The organism is Asaia bogorensis NBRC 16594, from assembly GCF_001547995.1.
Taxonomy (GTDB): Bacteria; Pseudomonadota; Alphaproteobacteria; order Acetobacterales; family Acetobacteraceae; genus Asaia; species Asaia bogorensis.
This window is the reverse complement of sequence record NZ_AP014690.1, coordinates 2015737-2031827: the sequence shown is the minus strand read 5'-3', so window position 1 is coordinate 2031827 and position 16091 is coordinate 2015737. Positions and strand designations below refer to the sequence as shown.

Genomic DNA, 16091 nt, shown 5'->3' with positions numbered 1-16091 from the left:
GGTTATCGGGAAGACGGGATCACGCCATCTGCCGGGTGCTTGATGTCGCGCCCGGCAGGCGGAAACGGATCAGACGTGCAGGCCTGGAGCTTCCTGACCCGTGGCAGCGACATATTCATGATACCCACCGTCATAGCGGTGCAGCCCTTCCGGGGTGACTTCGAGCACGCGATTGGAAAGTGCTCCCAGAAAATGCCGGTCATGCGAGACGAACAGCATGGTGCCCTCGTAATTGGACAGCGCGCGGATCAGCATTTCTTTGGTGTCGATATCCAGATGGTTGGTGGGCTCGTCCAGCACGAGGAAGTTCGGCGGATCGAACAGCATCAGGGCCATGACGAGACGCGCTTTTTCGCCGCCCGAAAGGACGCTGACATATTTCTCGACATCATCCCCTGAAAAGCCGAATCCGCCCGCCAGAGCCCGCAGCGAGCCTTGGGCAGCAAGCGGGAAAGCGTGCTCCAGTGTCTCGAAAATGGTGCGGCTGCCATCGAGCAGATCCATGGCGTGCTGGGCGAAATAGCCCATTTTCACACTGGCCCCAATGCTCACACTGCCTGAATCAGGCTCGCTGGCTCCTGCAATCAGTTTGAGGAGCGTGGATTTGCCAGCACCGTTCACGCCGAGAATACAGCAGCGCTCCTGACGGCGTATCAGCAGGTCGAGATCCTGATAGATCACGCGTGAGCCATAGGCCTTGCCAACCTGCTTGAGCGTGGCAACAGCATCGCCAGAGCGCGGTGCAGGGGCAAAGTCGAAAGACAGGGTCTGGCGGCGGCGCGGCGGCTCCACACGATCGATCTTGTCGAGCTTCTTGACCCGGCTCTGCACCTGGGCGGCATGGGAGGCGCGTGCCTTGAATCGTTCGATGAAGGCGATTTCCTTTGCCAGCATCGCCTGCTGACGGTCGAACTGCGCCTGCTGCTGCTTTTCATTCAGCGCACGCTGCTGTTCGTAGAATTCGTAATCACCCGTATAGGAGGTCAGTGTCCCGCCGTCGATTTCGAGGATCTTGTTGACGACACGGTTCATGAAGGCGCGGTCATGCGACGTCATGAGGAGCGCACCCTCGTAGTTTTTCAGGAACTGTTCGAGCCAGATCAGGCTTTCCAGATCAAGATGGTTGCTCGGCTCATCAAGCAGCATCACGTCAGGCTGCATGAGCAGGATGCGGGCCAGCGCCACGCGCATTTTCCACCCGCCTGACAGAAGCCCTACATCGCCGGACATCATTTCCTGAGAGAAACCGAGGCCGTGCAGCACCTCGCGGGCGCGGCTGTCCAGCCCGTAACCGCCAAGTTCCTCGAAGCGCGCCTGCACATCGCCAAAGCGTTCGAGAATGGCGTCTATCTCATCCATTCTGTCGGGATCGCACATGGCGGCCTCGAGATCTGCCAGCTCCGAAGCAATCTTTGCGACTTCGCCAGCGCCGTCCATCACCTCGGCCACGACGGAGCGTCCATCCATTTCGCCCACGTCCTGGCTGAAGAACCCGATGGTGATGCCGCGGTCCTGGAACACCTGACCTTCATCGGGAGATTCCTGCTTTGTGATCAGCCTGAACAGCGTGGTCTTGCCGGCGCCATTGGGCCCGACCAGACCGATTTTCTCGCCCTTCTGGAGGGCAGCGCTCGTCTCGATGAAAATGACGCGCTGGCCGTTCTGCTTGCTGATCGAATCAAGACGGATCATGGAACCTCTGGGTCACGGGGGAAGGTGGCGTTGATACGGGCTCGCCCCGTAATGTGCAATTACGATCACGCTGCGGATATTTGACGCAGGCGTCAGATCGCGCTTCCCTTGCGGTAACGTGCTCCTGCAACTTGGCACCATCATGGGAAACAAGAATGAAAAAAGGCAATCGCCTCCCTGAGCGGCTTTATGGGCTGGCCATGTGGGCCGTTTCAGCTGCGTTTGCGGTGTTTCTGATCGGGCTTGGCGGTCTGGTTATCGATGATCTGCCGCGCCGCGCAGGGGATGTCGCCTACAAACCCGTCTTCCCTGACACACTGACGCAGCATGCGCGTTCGATCAGCACCGAGGAGGATGCGCTGCGCGCGCAGCGCGAAAGCGGTGAGATCGCGCTGGAGGCGGCACATAGTGCAACCAGCAGCGCGAAGGAGGCCTTCCAGGCCTGGCTTGAGACTCGCAAGGCGACGACCGACCCGCGGCAGGACACTGAACTGACCCGTCGTACCGAGGCGCTCGAACAATTGCAGCAGCGCGAGCATCAGGCAACGCAGAAGATCGAGGCGATCGATCAGCGTGTGCATGAGCTCAGTCAGCAGAAAACGGCGATCGAGCAGGAACGCGATACGATCGCGCAGGCGTACCGGCCTGTCTATGCCCGCGCTGTATTCATGGCGCAGATGCGCGTGTTTCTCATGCGTCTTGCATTCACCTTGCCGCTTCTGGTGCTCGCCATCTGGCTGGTCATGCGCAAGCGGCAAAGCGCTTACTGGCCCCTCTATCGCGGCTTCGTTCTGGCCTCGCTTTATGCGTTCTTCGTCGAGCTCGTCCCCTATCTGCCGAGCTATGGCGGGTATGTGCGCTACGGCGTGGGCGCAGTCCTGACGGTTGTTATCTGCGTCGTGCTGATCAGGAACATGCAGGCTTATCTGGCGAGGCGCCGTATTGCTGAAGCAGAGTCGGAGAAGGAGCGCCGTCAACGCGTCGATCGCGAACAGGCCTATGCCCGTATCGAGAAGAAGATCTGCCCCGATTGCGATCGGCCTATCCTGCAGGTCGAGGGTATGGACACGAATTTCTGCGTCCATTGCGGTTTGACGCTCTATCAGCACTGCCTGCGCTGCGACACGCGCAACATGGCATTCAACCGCTTCTGCCTAAGCTGTGGCGCGGAGGATCTGGGACAGGTTCCCGAAAAAGCCTGTTCAGATGTCGGCCCGGCTGAGGGGGCTCCAATTCTTGGCGCAGGGCCTCAGACGGCAATCTGAGTTATGCTTGAGGCGTGGACGCGCATCGTACCGGCCGGGAATGATGCTTGAAAATGCCTCGTCAGGGAGTAAGGAAATGCAGGACGCTCTGCGCATTGCGAGAATTTCAACCGAAGATTGTCTGCCTTTGCGCCGCGAGGTGCTTTGGCCAGCCCTGACTGAAGATGAGTGTCGCGTGCCACAGGATCCCGAAGCCACGCATCTCGGGGCGTTTGTCGGCGAGACGCTGGTGGGCTGTCTCTCACTTTGCCCCATCGGGCCGGGACTGTACCAGTTGCGCAAATTCGCCGTGACGGGGCGCTGTCAGGGGAAGGGGATCGGGACGCAACTGATGCGTGAGGCGATCGACACCTGTCGGATGCTGGGCGTCACGCGTCTCGAACTCGATGCCCGCAGCACGGCACGCGGCTTTTACGAGAAATTTGCCATGCAGCCGATGGGGAATCTGTTTTTCAAGGGGCCGATCGAGCATCAACGCATGGCGCTCGTCCTCTGACTGTCGCTGCGGGGGCGATATGATGGCCCCGCTTTGCAGCTCTTTCCGTGTTTCAGGCTTTCAGGGTTTTCCTTGCCTCTGAGGCTGGGGTCATGAACTCACGTCTGATCAGCTCAATGACCCATGCCCACAACATATGGCCAATTGTCTCGGACAGGATTTCCGCTCGCGGGAGATTCCACAGGGCGGGTGCCCAGTGCCCCAAAGGCAGCACCATGCCATGGAACACCACCGTGACGACCAGCCCGAAGGCAACGCCCTGCCAGAGCGCAATGCGTGGCTCATAGCGCCAGATGACGCAATAGAGCAGCGCGAAAACGATGGAGAAGAGGTGATGCACGAGCAGCACACCGCCCTGCACCAGATGGTCCGAGTAGTGATAGACCAGACCACGAACGTCGATACCGAAATCACGCAGCATCTCGGCTGGTGGGCTGGGGCGGTCCGGCGTGCGGGGCGGCAGGGGAACTTCGGTTCCCCATTTGACGAAGCTGGACAGGTTGCCACCAATAAATCCTGCCCACAGAGCCTTGTTGAGGGAGGCCTTTTCGGTCTTGTTCCCGGTCAATTTGAATGTCCATCGATCTGTTGAGGTGAAGCTTCCCCACCTGTCTCGCAGGCAGGAAGCTTCATACGATAGATGGTTGTGGCGCCAGAAACAGGACGGGAATTGCTGAAGGCTAGTTCATCAAGACGTGAGTCGGAAATATAGAGCCAGTCTTTCGCAATCGCGAAGCCATCGGCCCAGTCCAGAACCGCCGGGTTGCGATAGCTGAAGTCGATTTTGGGTGTCGTCGCCCCTTCGGGGAAACTCAGGGCATAAAGACCGTGGTTCTCGATATCCCCCACCCATAGTCGCTGGCAGGAATCCATCTCGATACCGCCGCTCATGACCGATTGGCCAAGATACTCTACCCGTTTGTCCAGCTCCGCATCGGTGAGCTTGGCATTGCGCAGATCCGAGGTCGCGATGCGCCAGTAATGATGGTCGGTGAGTGGGCGATAATAGAGCCACTTTCGGTCGGGTGAGAGCGCGATGCCATCATCCTGTGTGACGGGGAGCGTATTGTCTTTCTTGCGCGCAAGCTCCCCATAGATGTGAAGATGCTGTTTGGGATCGGCGATCCCCGAGCGCGTATTGGCCAGAACCAGACGATAGGCCCCGGTATCGAGATCCATCACCACCAGCCCGCCACGCCCCCATTCATTGGTGATATAGGCAGTGCGCGTGCGCGTATCCACGCGTACATCGTTAAGTGAGTCGGCCGGGGTGATGTCGGGGCCGAAGTGATAGATCTGATAGAGCTGTCCAGTCTCGGCGTCGAATTCCGTCAGTTTGGGCGGCAGGGTTTTCTGGTCCACCGAAGGGAGCGATGAATCCAGCACCCAGAGATGATTGCGGTCATCTACCCACAGGGCCGGTACAGAAACCCATACTTCCTTATCCACCGGATGCGGGTCGAAGCGGTTCCAGCCTGCATCGGGAAACGGCCGGAGGGCGCCCGTCGCAGGGTCGACCCGCACGACACTCGCACTGTAGCGCTTCATGGTTGCCGGGGCAGAGGCATAGACGATGCCGGAATGCGAGACCCCGACCCCGATCATGTTGAAATCCTTCGGGAAGCGTTTGACGACTTCCAGCGCCGTCGTGCCGCTTTTCAGAGCGATGCGCTGTGAGGCCGCGTCCGGCGTGAGGGTATCGGGTGCTGGTGCAGCCAGTGCGCAAGGCGCGGCAGAGAGGGCAAGCAGAGTGACTGCGCTCCCCCCGATCAGAAATCGATAAGGCGTTTTCATGACAGGCCGGCTCCCTGTGTGGCGACATCGAGTGTGAAAATCGTATTTTCAGCGCACATGAACAAACGGTCGCGCTGGGTTCCGCCAAAGCACAGATTGGAAACACTGCGCGGCAGGCGCAGGCGGCCGATCATCTTGCCTGCCGGGTTATAGACAAACACACCGCACAACCCGAGCGGGCCATTGGCCGCGACCCAGAGATTGCCCAGCCGGTCTGCCTTGATACCGTCGGGCATAAGCTTGTGACCACCCAGCGTCATATCGGCAAAGACGCGCTGGTTCGTAAGGGCCGGGACGCCATTCGTGCCGGGTTGAGTGCCCCCCGGTTTCTGCACGTCAAATGCGTAGATGTTGCGATACCCGCCACCTTTGGGGCTGAGGGCGCCTTTCTCGCTGGAGACGATATAGAGCGTCTTCTGATCGGGAGAGAAGCATAGCCCGTTCGGCCCCGCGAGGGCGTCGCCATCGAGAAGTGCGGTGAGGTGATGCGTCTCGGGGTCGAGATGAAAGACATGGGTTGCCTGTGCATGCTCACCCCCTATCTGCTCTGTCGCTTCCAGATCCAGATTCCAGGTAAGATTGTCTTTTGTCGGCGTGGCCCCGTCAGGAGCATCCGGGTGCCCTTCCCATAATCTGTCGCCATAAGGCGGGTCGGTGAACCAGATCCCGCCCTCATGATCGACCACGATATCATTGGGTGAGTTGAGGCGTTTGCCGTTGAAGCTCTCCGCGAGCACTGTGCAGCGCCCGTCATGCTCCCAGCGTATCACCCGGCGCAACCCGTGCTCGCAGGTGATGAGCCGTCCCTCACGATCGAACGTATTGCCGTTGGAGTGGTAGCTTTCCTTGCGGAACACCGTCATGCAGCGTTCTTCTGGCAGGTATCGGTACTGTGTGCTTCCCATGACATCGCTGGTGATAAGAAACCTGCCCTCGTTTGACCATGCAGGCCCTTCCAGCCAGAGCACCTTGCCTTTCCACGCCTGAACAAGCGGCGCGTTATCGAGGATCACCGCCGAGAAGGACGGATCGTAGGAAATGATATCGGGGTCGGGGGTAAAGGCGACGGGAGCTTCGGGGCCCCAGAGGCGCGGCGGTGTGCTGACAACACTCGGCGGAGACAGCGCCGTATCAGCTGGAACGTCATGGGCCGAGGCTTTCCGCCGCATCAGGGGGGCCATAAGCGCTGCGCCCAGCGCGGCGCTACCGATCCGTATCAGCCTACGCCGTGTCGGGGAGGGAACTGAACCTGCCGGGCCTGGATCGTTGGCGCCGGAAAGCACCTTTTCACGGGCGACGACTTTCGGGGCGGGGGGTGTGGCAGGTAGCATGAGGTGTTCCTTTCGCAGGCTCGTTTCCACGGTCGCCGCGCAAAGCGACGGCAACGGGACGGGATTAGTCATTCAAGGTCGGGGGTGAGGTCAGGTTCCGGTCGGATCGACAGAGGCTTCAGGTGGAAATGTGATGATGATGTTATAAATCACGCTAAATTAGTGATCAGGCTCTGGCCAGTCGCAATGAAGAATTGCCCGATTACTTTTCGTGATCGATACGAGACCAGTGCTGTGCCTGAATATATGGCCTCTCTTCTTGTCAGGTGAGCCATCATCACGGGGCAGCTCTATTCTGACTGATACAGCACTTCCGCTCGGCGTCATTTGTCGCAGTCATTCTGCCGCAGCTATGAAAGGGCTCGTGATTTGCTCCTGATCACTATTGCGCGTGTCCGATGATGCGCACGTGTTACGAACTGGCTGACAGATGGCGGATCTGTCATGGAGGGCGGGCTTACGGTCCGGTGTCAGCACCTCATGCTCAGCCGGGCTCGCTCATTGCAGGATGACCGGAATGGACAGTTTTCTCGCGCACCCTCTGGGGGCCGTCATTGTATTCACGATTATCGTCGGCGTTGTCTCGACCCTAATTCTCGATCTCTACGCGCTCGTTCTCGACAAGGCTCTGGGTCTCCCCCAGACCAATTGGGGCGCGGTCGGCCACTGGCTACAGGGCATGAAGCAGGGGCGCTTTGTGTTCGAACCAACGGCAAGCGGGGTCTATACACCCGGTGAACACGGGCTTGGCTGGCTGTTCCACTACGTGGTTGGCTGTGCCTATGCCGCCATGCTGCCGGTTTTCTGGGGTGTGGCGTTCATCGCAGCACCCACATGGCTGCCGATCATTCTTATCGGTGTGGTCCTGACCACCATTGCAGGCCTGACACTTATGGTACCCGGTATGGGGGGCGGTTTTCTCGGTCTCAAGACGCCCAACCCGGTGAAGCTTTACGGTCTCGTGCTGCTGGCCCATGCAGTCTTTGCCATCGGGCAATATGCGGCAGCGATAGGGTTTGCGTCCTGCTTTTGAGGGACACGTTCCCCCGGCCACGACTGCGGGGTTGAATAAGGCCGGGATGCGGGGGTTTCCCCCGCATCCCGGTTCGGATCATACGCCTGCTGGCCTGTTCAGGCTGCCTGATCGCGGCGCGCAGATGTGACGCTCGTCGTCTCATGGGGAGGGGTCAGGGTGCGACGCACCGCATCTTCCCAGCCCCGCAGCAATGTCAGGCGCAGGGCACCGTCGATATCGGGCGTGAAAAGCCGCTCCTGCTCCCAGATGGTGCCGATTTCCTCCAGAGACTGCCAGACACCCGTGGCCAGGCCCGCCAGAAAAGCGGCGCCAAGAGCCGTTGTCTCCAGATCCACCGGGCGCTGCACGTCTGTATCGAGGATGTTCGCCAGAAACTGCGAGAACCAGTCATTGGCTGACATACCGCCATCGATACGCAATGTCTGGGCCTGCATGGCGCCGTCCTCACGCATGGCGTGTGCCAGATCGAAAGTCTGATAAGCGACCGATTCAAGCGCTGCACGGGCGATATGCGCCTCGGTCGAGCCAAGCGTTAGGCCACAGATCAGACCGCGTGCTTCCGGATCCCAATGGGGGGCACCCAGCCCGACAAAACCGGGCACCATGTATACCCCGTGGCTATCTGGCACACGCGTTGCCATGTCATCGGTCTGGGAGGCATGGGTGATGAGGTGCAACCCGTCACGCAGCCATTTGATGGCAGCCCCGGCCACAAAGATGGAGCCTTCCAGCGCATAGGTGGTCTTGCCACCGATACGATAGCCAATTGTGGTCAGAAGCCGATGATGCGAGGTGACGGGCTTGTCACCCGTGTTGAGCAGCATGAAACAGCCTGTTCCATAGGTTGCCTTGGCCATACCGGGTTTGAAGCAGGCCTGACCCACTAGCGCCGCGTGCTGATCGCCCGCCATGCCTCCAATGGGAATGGACTGGCCGAACAGGGCCGGATCGGTCATGCCCAGCTCACCGCTATTGTCGCAAAGAGCGGGCAGCAGGGCCTGAGGGACGTTGAACAGGGCCAGAAGCTCGTGGTCCCATTGCTGTGTGTGGATGTTGAACAGGGCCGTGCGGCTGGCATTGGTGACATCGGTGGCATGCACCTTGCCACCGGTGAGGCGCCACAGGAGGAAGCAGTCGATCGTGCCCATGGCAAGTTCGCCTGCCTCGGCCCGTGCCCGCAAGCCGGGAATATTGTCGAGCAGCCAGGTGATCTTGCTGGCAGAGAAATAGGGATCGAGGAGCAGGCCGGTCTTGGCGCGCACCATTTCCTCCGCACCATCGCGTTTGAGCTCGGCGCAGAAGGCGGCTGTGCGTCGGTCCTGCCAGACGATGGCGCGATGCACCGGCTTGCCTGTACTGCGCTCCCAGAGCACGACGGTCTCGCGCTGGCTGGTAATGCCCAGACCGGCAATCCTGTCGACACCCCCGGATTGCTCGATGGCTTCGCGTGCCGTGTCGAGCGCATCGCGCCAGATATCCTCGACATCATGCTCGACCCAGCCGGGGTTGGGATAATGCTGGGTGAATTCACGCCGTGACAACGCGAGAGAGCGCGCCTTGCTGTCAAACACGATGCTGCGTGTGGAGGTCGTGCCCTGATCGATGGCGAGGATATGGGTCTTGCGGGTCATGGTGATGGTCCTTGAAATACGCGTGGCATGTCGGCGCCGGTGCAGGCTGTCTCATGAAATCGGGGAGGGGTGGCCGATCGGATTGTTCCGGTCGGCCGGTGCCTCGTAAGGCTGGATCTAATGGAGCGTCGTGGCCTCGTTGACCCGCGAGGCAAACACGGGTGCCGGGGCAATGACGGGGGTGGCGGTGACAGGATCGGGCAATGTCTGGGCTGCCCCTGTCGTGGCGCCGGGGTTGTAGTTCGGCATGAACGGGCGAAGCGTGAACTGATAGATACCAGCACCCACCACGCCGCCAACCAGCGGGCCTGCAATGGGAACCCACCAGTAATGCTGGGGTGCCGGGAACGCTGAAGCCCCCCAGCCGGCAAAGAACGCAAAGGTACGCGGGCCGAAATCACGCGCGGGGTTGATGGCCCAGGCATCGAGGAAGCCGGAAGAGGCACCGATGGCTGCAACGAGCAGACCGATGATCAGGGCACCCGAATTCGCCTGGGGGGCCTGGGTGTTATACTGGCAAGTGATAGCGAAAATGCCAAATACCAGCACGGCAGTCAGGACGATCTGCACCACAAAGGAATGCATGGCCGTCACGGCAAGGCCGGGATGGGTAAAGAACACCCCTGCGGCCCCGCCATCACCCGCACGGGTGAAGTGATGGGTCATGTTGTAGTGGTCGATGACCGGATGGAAATTGAGATAGACGACCGCAGCCCCGGCAATGCCGCCCAGCACCTGCGCGGTGCAGTAAGGCAGGACCTTTTTCCATGAAAAGCCACGATACAGGGCGAGAGCGAGGGTTACGGCGGGGTTGGCATGGGTGCCGCTTACAGCCCCGGTGGCATAGATGGCGATAGTGACGCCAAGCCCCCACACGATGGCCACGCCCCAATAGGCGTTCTGATACGGGTTGGGATCATAAAGCACGATCATCGCCGCGACGCTGTCGCCGAAGATGATGATGATCAGCACGGCGATGAATTCGGAAATCAGTTCGCCGAGATAGCGTTTTCTTTCTGACATGAGAAAATTTCCGTCAGCCAGAGTGGGAGGGAGAGGCGGGAGGGAGATCAGGCCATTTCGTGGGCGGGGCCGGTCTCGACAGGCGGGAAATTCCGGCGCGATCGCCGGGCGATGTAATCCTCGAGAGCGCGTGTCTCGCGAGGGGAAAAACGAAGGCCGAGCTTCGAGCGACGCCAGAGAATATCCTCTGCGTTGCACGCCCATTCATGGTCGATCAGATAATTGGCCTCGGCCTCATACAGATCGGCTCCAAGGCAGGCCCCCAGCGAGGGAAGGGCGTTGGCATCGGGTGTATGCCCGGCAGGAAGGGCATTTGCTTGTGTGCCCGTGCCGGGCTGGGTTGTATGCGCTTCTGCGCCTTCTGCCATCAGCGTTTCGACCAGGGTGCCGTAATTGCGCACAAGCCGCGTTGCGGTATCCTGCGTCATTCCCGGCACATGCTTCATGAGCAGACGGACGCGGTTGTTGAAATCTGCCCGCTTGAAATTGCCGCCGGGCAGGGCGGTATCGGCCGTCCATGACGTAACCGGCAGTCCGGGCAGATGGGGCGCAAGCTTTTCAAGCGCGTGCTCGGCGAGCTTGCGATAGGTGGTGATCTTGCCGCCGAAAACGGACAGCACGGGGGCTGCGCTGTGATCGACATCGAGCACATAGTCGCGCGTCACGGCTGAGGCGCTGCCCGAATGGTCGTCATAGAGCGGACGTACGCCAGCATAGCTCCACACAACGTCATCCGGCGTGATGGCGCGTTTGAAGTAGCGGTTCACGCTCTCGCAGAGATAGGTGATTTCCTCCTGTGATATAGCCACGGCACCGGCGTCCTGTTCCCAGGGAATGTCGGTCGTGCCGATAAGGGTGAAATCCTTCTCATACGGGATGGCAAAGACGATGCGCCGGTCCGGATTTTGCAGGATATAGGCCTGCTCGGTCTCGAACATGCGGGGCACGACAATGTGGCTGCCCTTGATGAGCCGCACATCATTCCTGCTCGGTACTGACAATCTCTCCTTGAGCAGTTCAGCTACCCAGGGGCCTGCGGCATTGACAAGGGCACGGGCGCTGACCTGCCTTGTCTGACCGCTCGCCTCGTCACGCAGAGTGGCGATCCAGCGATCCGGGTGACGCTCGGCCCCGATCAGCTTCGTGCGGGTGCAGATTGTTGCGCCGCGTCGGGCGGCATCCATGGCATTGAGCACGACGAGCCGGCTGTCCTGCACCCAGCCATCGGAATATTCGAACCCCTTGCGGAATTCGTTGCGCAACACACGCCCTGCCGGGTCCTGCTGCAGCTTGAGCACGCGGGTTTTGGGCAGGGTCATGACGCGGCAGAGATTGTCGTAAAGGAACAGCCCCGTGCGCAGCAGCCATGCCGGACGCAGCATGGCTGAATGAGGCAGAATAAACCGCATGGGCCAGATAATGTGCGGTGCAATGCGAAGCAGGTTTTCACGTTCGTTGAGCGCCTCGCGCACCAGCCGAAATTCGTAATATTCGAGATAGCGCAGCCCACCGTGAATCAGCTTCGTGCTGGCTGAGGACGTATGGCTTGCCAGATCATCCTTCTCGACCAGCAGCACGTTCAGGCCGCGCCCTGCGGCATCGCGCGCAATCCCTGCGCCATTGATGCCACCGCCCACGATCAGCAGGTCGTGCTCAATCGTGTCGGAACCCTCGTTCGGGTGGATGGGGGTGGAACCGCTCATGGGGTGAGACCTTTCGAGGGGAACAAACTCGAAAGTCTTGCTAGATCAAAAACGAAAGAAAGCGAACATGAAACGTTAACTATAACGCGTTCGTGTTATTTGTGAGCAAGATGTGGGTCAGGCTATGTGAAGTCTAACATTCGCCGCTTCGAGCGCGGCAACGAATGGGGAGGAGGGCATACGATCCGTCACGAAGTCATTAATGCTGGAGAGATCGCCCACCCGCCCCACCGGGCTGCGTGTGAACTTGGTGTGGTCGGCCAGCAGAATCACACGTCTTGCATGGCGCATGATGGCGCGGGCGCATTGTATCTCATCGAGATCGAAATCAAGCAGCGTGCCATCTTCCTCAATGCCGCTGATACCGATAACACCGAAATCCGCCCGGAAGCCCGACAGGGATTCCGTCGCGCCCGCGCCGACGATGCCGCCATCCTGGGGGCGCACCAGTCCACCTGCCAGCACGGTGCGGAAATCGCGCCGGGGAGACAGGGCAACTGCAACATGCAAATTATTGGTGATGACGTGCAGGTCCTTATGGCTGGTCAGGGCCCGGGCAAACGCCTCTGTCGTGGTGCCGATATTGATGAAGAGCGAACTGCCATCGGGGATGAGCCGTGACGCACATTGCCCGATCGCCTCTTTGGCGCGGGAGTGAAGGCTCTGGCGCTCGCCATAGGCGATGTTCTCGGTGGAGGAGGCAGGGCTTGCCCCGCCATGATAGCGCGCCACATGCCCGGCCTCGGACAGGGCATTGAGATCGCGCCGGATGGTCTGGACCGTGACCCCAAGACGCTGCGCCAGATCCTCATTGGACATGAAGCCATGGGCCTGGACCAGCGTCACGATCCGCCTGTGACGGGGAGAATTGAGGATATCCTGCATCATGAACCCCTGTCTGCCATGACGCGTTCTGTCATGCGATACCGATGCCGACAATCTCGCTTTTGAACCCGCGATCTGGCGCGCTCTTGTGACAGCCCTTTTGAAAGCCCATTTTCCTGCCATGGCGACAGCAACACGATCCACGATGGAAGCGATCCCCGAGCACCGGCTTATGGGGTTCAGGCCTGAACGACAGCCGGCAAAGGAGAAGCTGCGGCGTCTTGTCGTCAAATCCGAATACGAGCCCGCGGGCGACCAGCCCACCGCCATTGCGGAACTGACGCAGGGCGTGAATGACGGGGAGGTGGATCAGGTTCTTCTGGGTGTCACGGGCTCGGGCAAGACCTTCACCATGGCCAAGGTCATCGAGGCGACACAGAAGCCGACCCTGATCCTGGCACCGAACAAGACACTGGCGGCGCAGCTCTACGGCGAAATGAAGCAGTTCTTTCCCGATAACGCGGTTGAATATTTCGTATCCTATTACGATTATTATCAGCCGGAAGCCTATGTGCCGCGCTCTGACACCTATATTGAAAAAGACAGTCAGATCAACGAGCAGATCGACCGTATGCGCCATGCTGCCACGCAGGCCTTGCTGGAACGCAACGACGTTATCATCGTGGCCTCGGTATCGTGCATCTATGGTATCGGCTCGGTCGAGACCTATTCGCGCATGGTGGTCAAGCTCGAGGCGGGCGGCAGCATTGATCGTGATCGACTGATCAAGGCGCTGGTTGAGTTGCAATATCGCCGCAACGACGCGGCTTTCGAGCGCGGTACCTTCCGCGTGCGCGGCGAGCAGATCGATATCTTTCCGGTGCAGAACGAGGATCGTGCCTGGCGTGTCTCGCTTTTCGGCGATGAAATCGAGGCCATCACGGAGTTCGACCCGCTGACAGGCAACAAGACCGCCGATCTCACAGAGATAAGCGTCTATGCCAATTCGCATTATGTGACACCACGCCCGACGCTCAATCAGGCCATGATCGGTATCAAGGCGGAGCTGCGCCAGCGTCTCGATGAGCTCAATGCTGCGGGCAAGCTGCTGGAGGCTGAGCGCCTGCAACAGCGCACGATTTTTGATCTCGAGATGATCGAGACCACAGGGGCCTGCAAAGGCATTGAGAACTATTCCCGTTACCTCTCTGGCCGAGGCCCCGGCGATCCGCCACCCACCCTGTTCGAGTATCTGCCAGAGGATGCGCTGCTGATTGTCGATGAGAGCCATGTGACCGTGCCACAGATCGGGGGCATGGCGCGGGGTGACCATGCGCGTAAATCCGTGCTTTCCGAATATGGTTTTCGTCTGCCTTCCTGTCTCGACAACCGGCCCCTCAAATTCGAGGAGTGGCAGGCCTTGCGTCCGCAAAGCGTGTTCGTTTCCGCAACACCCGGCCCCTGGGAAATGGAACGGACTGCCGGCGTGTTTGCTGAGCAGATCATCCGTCCGACCGGGCTGATCGACCCTGTCACGATCGTCCGCCCAGTCGAAGGGCAGGTGGATGATCTGCTGGCTGAAGCCCGCGACACCATCACGGCGGGAGGGCGTGTTCTGGTGACCACGCTCACCAAACGTATGGCCGAGGATTTGACAGAATATCTCGGCGAGGCCGGGATCAAGGTGCGCTATCTCCATTCCGATGTGGACACGCTTGAGCGTATCGAGATCATCCGTGATCTGCGTCTTGGCGCTTTTGACGTGCTGGTTGGCATCAACCTGTTGCGTGAGGGGCTCGATATTCCTGAATGTGCCCTCGTTGCGATCCTTGATGCAGACAAGGAGGGCTTTCTGCGTAGCCGCACATCGCTGATCCAGACGATTGGCCGTGCGGCGCGTAACGTGGATGGCCGCGTGCTGCTCTATGCCGACAAGATGACGGGCTCGCTCGAATTCGCGATTGAGGAAACGGCGCGTCGTCGTGCCCGTCAGGTGGCATGGAACGAGGAACACGGGATCACACCGCAAACCGTGCGTTCGCGTATTGGCGATGCGCTATCGTCCGTGTTCGAGCAGGATTACGTGACGGTTGGTCCTGATGAGGCCGGGGACACGCAGGAATTCGTGGGCAAGTCGCTTGCGGCTTCTATCCAGGATCTGGAAAAGCGTATGCGTGCTGCGGCGGCGGACCTCGATTTTGAGCAGGCCGCGCGCTTGCGAGATGAAATCAAGCGGCTTGAAGCGATCGATCTCGGGCTTGAGCCCCCCCCCTTGCCGAGTTCAACCGCAGGGCGTAGCGGGTTCAGAAGCAAGGACAAGACGCCACGACCGCTCGGCCCGGGCGGCGGCGGTTATGACCCCAACAAGAAACGGGGCGGTGGCAGGAGAAAAGCAGGATGATCGAGCTGAAACTGGGCGAGGCCCATCTCGGATTACTCCCCGCTCTTGGTGGTAGTCTTGCCTTCTGGCGGCTACGCGGGCGCGATCTGCTGGTGCCTACCGCCGATCCGAACCTTGTCGCACAGAAAAACACGCCGGTTGCTGGCTATCCCTTGCTGCCCTTCTCCAATCGCATCGCGAATGGTGCATTCAGTTTCGAGGGCATCCCGTACCAGCTGGCGCATAATTTTGTCAGCGAGCCCCATGCCATCCACGGCAATGGCTGGGAACGCAGCTGGGAAGTCGCACAGCACGATGCCGAGCGGGCCATTCTCTATCTCGACCATGATCCCGCCAAGGGTAACGATGCGGCGCAATGGCCCTTTGCCTACCGCGCCGTTCTCTCTTTCGTACTGCATCGTGAAGGGCTGGATGTCGAAATCCTCCTCGCCAATCGCGATACGCGTGCACAGCCTCTTGGCATGGGGTTCCACCCGTTCTTCGCCAGAAGCGACGACATGACGCTGCAATTCGGGGCGCGGGGTATGTGGCAGAATGGGCCGGACATGCTTCCCACCACTTTGCAGCCCTATGAGGGGAAGGAGTTTTTCGACAAGGCGAAGCTCGTCGGGGCGACACGTCTCGATAACTGCTTTGCCGGGTGGGATGGCAAGGCAACGATCGGCTATCCCTCGGCTGGCTATGATCTGACGATTGAGGCTGATACGGCGTTCTCGCATCTGGTGGTCTTCACCGCGCCGGAAAAACCTTTCGTGGCGGTCGAGGCCGTGACGAACATGAACAATGCGATCAATCATCCCGAGATACTGGAAAACGGGCTGCATGTTCTCGCGCCCGGTGAGAGGATATCGGGTGTCATACGCTATCGCATTACCGAGCAGCGCGGCTGAATTT

The 16091-nt window shown here is 59.9% G+C and carries 13 protein-coding genes; 5 read left to right on the top strand and 8 right to left on the bottom strand.

Annotation, left to right across the window (positions count from 1 at the left end; translation table 11 throughout):
* Window positions 1-69 precede the first annotated feature (69 nt).
* Window positions 70-1692 carry an ABC-F family ATP-binding cassette domain-containing protein gene (locus Asbog_RS09085; RefSeq protein ID WP_062164884.1) on the bottom strand — a complete coding sequence of 541 codons (1623 nt, stop codon included), beginning with the start codon at window positions 1690-1692 and terminating at the stop codon, window positions 70-72.
* A 155-nt stretch (window positions 1693-1847) separates the two neighbouring features.
* On the opposite strand from Asbog_RS09085, the gene Asbog_RS09080 reads away from it, so the two are divergent.
* Window positions 1848-2957, top strand: a complete 1110-nt coding sequence (locus Asbog_RS09080) for a zinc ribbon domain-containing protein (RefSeq protein WP_062164883.1) — start codon at window positions 1848-1850, stop codon at window positions 2955-2957.
* Between the two features lie 76 nt (window positions 2958-3033).
* Window positions 3034-3453, top strand: a complete 420-nt coding sequence (locus tag Asbog_RS09075; protein ID WP_062164881.1) for a GNAT family N-acetyltransferase — start codon at window positions 3034-3036, stop codon at window positions 3451-3453.
* A gap of 52 nt (window positions 3454-3505) precedes the next feature.
* Here Asbog_RS09075 and Asbog_RS09070 read toward each other — a convergent pair whose 3' ends face one another.
* Genes Asbog_RS09070 through Asbog_RS09060 form a run of 3 tightly spaced genes read right to left on the bottom strand, consistent with a single transcriptional unit; the run spans window position 3506 to window position 6428 of the window.
* Complete coding sequence (locus tag Asbog_RS09070; RefSeq protein WP_062164879.1) at window positions 3506-4021, bottom strand: YagU family protein; 516 nt, start codon at window positions 4019-4021, stop codon at window positions 3506-3508.
* Window positions 4018-5247, bottom strand: coding sequence for an L-dopachrome tautomerase-related protein (locus Asbog_RS09065; protein ID WP_062164877.1), 1230 nt, complete (start codon window positions 5245-5247; stop codon window positions 4018-4020). Before Asbog_RS09065 ends, Asbog_RS09070 begins: the two co-directional genes overlap by 4 nt.
* Window positions 5244-6428 carry an SMP-30/gluconolactonase/LRE family protein gene (locus Asbog_RS09060; RefSeq protein WP_371861648.1) on the bottom strand — a complete coding sequence of 395 codons (1185 nt, stop codon included), beginning with the start codon at window positions 6426-6428 and terminating at the stop codon, window positions 5244-5246. The genes Asbog_RS09065 and Asbog_RS09060 overlap by 4 nt, the downstream gene beginning before the upstream one ends.
* A gap of 667 nt (window positions 6429-7095) precedes the next feature.
* Between Asbog_RS09060 and Asbog_RS09055 the strand changes: the two genes are divergently transcribed.
* Complete coding sequence (locus Asbog_RS09055; RefSeq protein ID WP_062164876.1) at window positions 7096-7611, top strand: DUF2938 family protein; 516 nt, start codon at window positions 7096-7098, stop codon at window positions 7609-7611.
* A 98-nt stretch (window positions 7612-7709) separates the two neighbouring features.
* On the opposite strand, the gene glpK is transcribed toward Asbog_RS09055, so the two are convergent.
* The 4 genes from glpK to Asbog_RS09035 all read right to left on the bottom strand — a co-directional run bounded on the left by glpK (window position 7710) and on the right by Asbog_RS09035 (window position 12856).
* Window positions 7710-9245: a glycerol kinase GlpK gene (gene glpK, locus Asbog_RS09050; protein ID WP_062164875.1), complete on the bottom strand. Its 1536-nt coding sequence runs from the start codon at window positions 9243-9245 to the stop codon at window positions 7710-7712.
* A 117-nt stretch (window positions 9246-9362) separates the two neighbouring features.
* Window positions 9363-10268: an MIP/aquaporin family protein gene (locus tag Asbog_RS09045; RefSeq protein ID WP_062164874.1), complete on the bottom strand. Its 906-nt coding sequence runs from the start codon at window positions 10266-10268 to the stop codon at window positions 9363-9365.
* Window positions 10269-10315: 47 nt separating this feature from the next.
* Complete coding sequence (gene glpD / locus Asbog_RS09040) at window positions 10316-11971, bottom strand: glycerol-3-phosphate dehydrogenase (RefSeq protein WP_062164873.1); 1656 nt, start codon at window positions 11969-11971, stop codon at window positions 10316-10318.
* Between the two features lie 117 nt (window positions 11972-12088).
* On the bottom strand, window positions 12089-12856 hold the full coding sequence (locus Asbog_RS09035) for a DeoR/GlpR family DNA-binding transcription regulator (RefSeq protein ID WP_062165833.1): 768 nt from the start codon (window positions 12854-12856) through the stop codon (window positions 12089-12091).
* A gap of 121 nt (window positions 12857-12977) precedes the next feature.
* Here Asbog_RS09035 and uvrB point away from each other — a divergent pair, with 121 nt between their 5' ends.
* Together uvrB and Asbog_RS09025 are read left to right on the top strand one after the other, a co-directional pair.
* Entirely contained in the window at window positions 12978-15197 is a 2220-nt protein-coding gene (gene uvrB, locus Asbog_RS09030) for an excinuclease ABC subunit UvrB (protein ID WP_023978472.1), read from the top strand.
* A complete protein-coding gene (locus Asbog_RS09025) occupies window positions 15194-16087 on the top strand; it encodes an aldose 1-epimerase (protein WP_062164872.1) in 894 nt (297 codons plus the stop codon). Before uvrB ends, Asbog_RS09025 begins: the two co-directional genes overlap by 4 nt.
* Window positions 16088-16091 lie beyond the last annotated feature (4 nt).

Coding starts and splice junctions, on each gene's coding strand:
- glpD (WP_062164873.1), bottom strand. CDS start 11,971: ATGAGCGGTTCCACCCCCATCCACCCGAACGAGGGTTCCGACACGATT.
- Asbog_RS09065 (WP_062164877.1), bottom strand. CDS start 5,247: ATGAAAACGCCTTATCGATTTCTGATCGGGGGGAGCGCAGTCACTCTG.
- Asbog_RS09025 (WP_062164872.1), top strand. CDS start 15,194: ATGATCGAGCTGAAACTGGGCGAGGCCCATCTCGGATTACTCCCCGCT.
- Asbog_RS09045 (WP_062164874.1), bottom strand. CDS start 10,268: ATGTCAGAAAGAAAACGCTATCTCGGCGAACTGATTTCCGAATTCATC.
- Asbog_RS09035 (WP_062165833.1), bottom strand. CDS start 12,856: ATGCAGGATATCCTCAATTCTCCCCGTCACAGGCGGATCGTGACGCTG.
- Asbog_RS09080 (WP_062164883.1), top strand. CDS start 1,848: ATGAAAAAAGGCAATCGCCTCCCTGAGCGGCTTTATGGGCTGGCCATG.
- Asbog_RS09085 (WP_062164884.1), bottom strand. CDS start 1,692: ATGATCCGTCTTGATTCGATCAGCAAGCAGAACGGCCAGCGCGTCATT.
- glpK (WP_062164875.1), bottom strand. CDS start 9,245: ATGACCCGCAAGACCCATATCCTCGCCATCGATCAGGGCACGACCTCC.
- Asbog_RS09075 (WP_062164881.1), top strand. CDS start 3,034: ATGCAGGACGCTCTGCGCATTGCGAGAATTTCAACCGAAGATTGTCTG.
- Asbog_RS09060 (WP_371861648.1), bottom strand. CDS start 6,428: ATGGCCCCCCTGATGCGGCGGAAAGCCTCGGCCCATGACGTTCCAGCT.
- uvrB (WP_023978472.1), top strand. CDS start 12,978: ATGGCGACAGCAACACGATCCACGATGGAAGCGATCCCCGAGCACCGG.
- Asbog_RS09055 (WP_062164876.1), top strand. CDS start 7,096: ATGGACAGTTTTCTCGCGCACCCTCTGGGGGCCGTCATTGTATTCACG.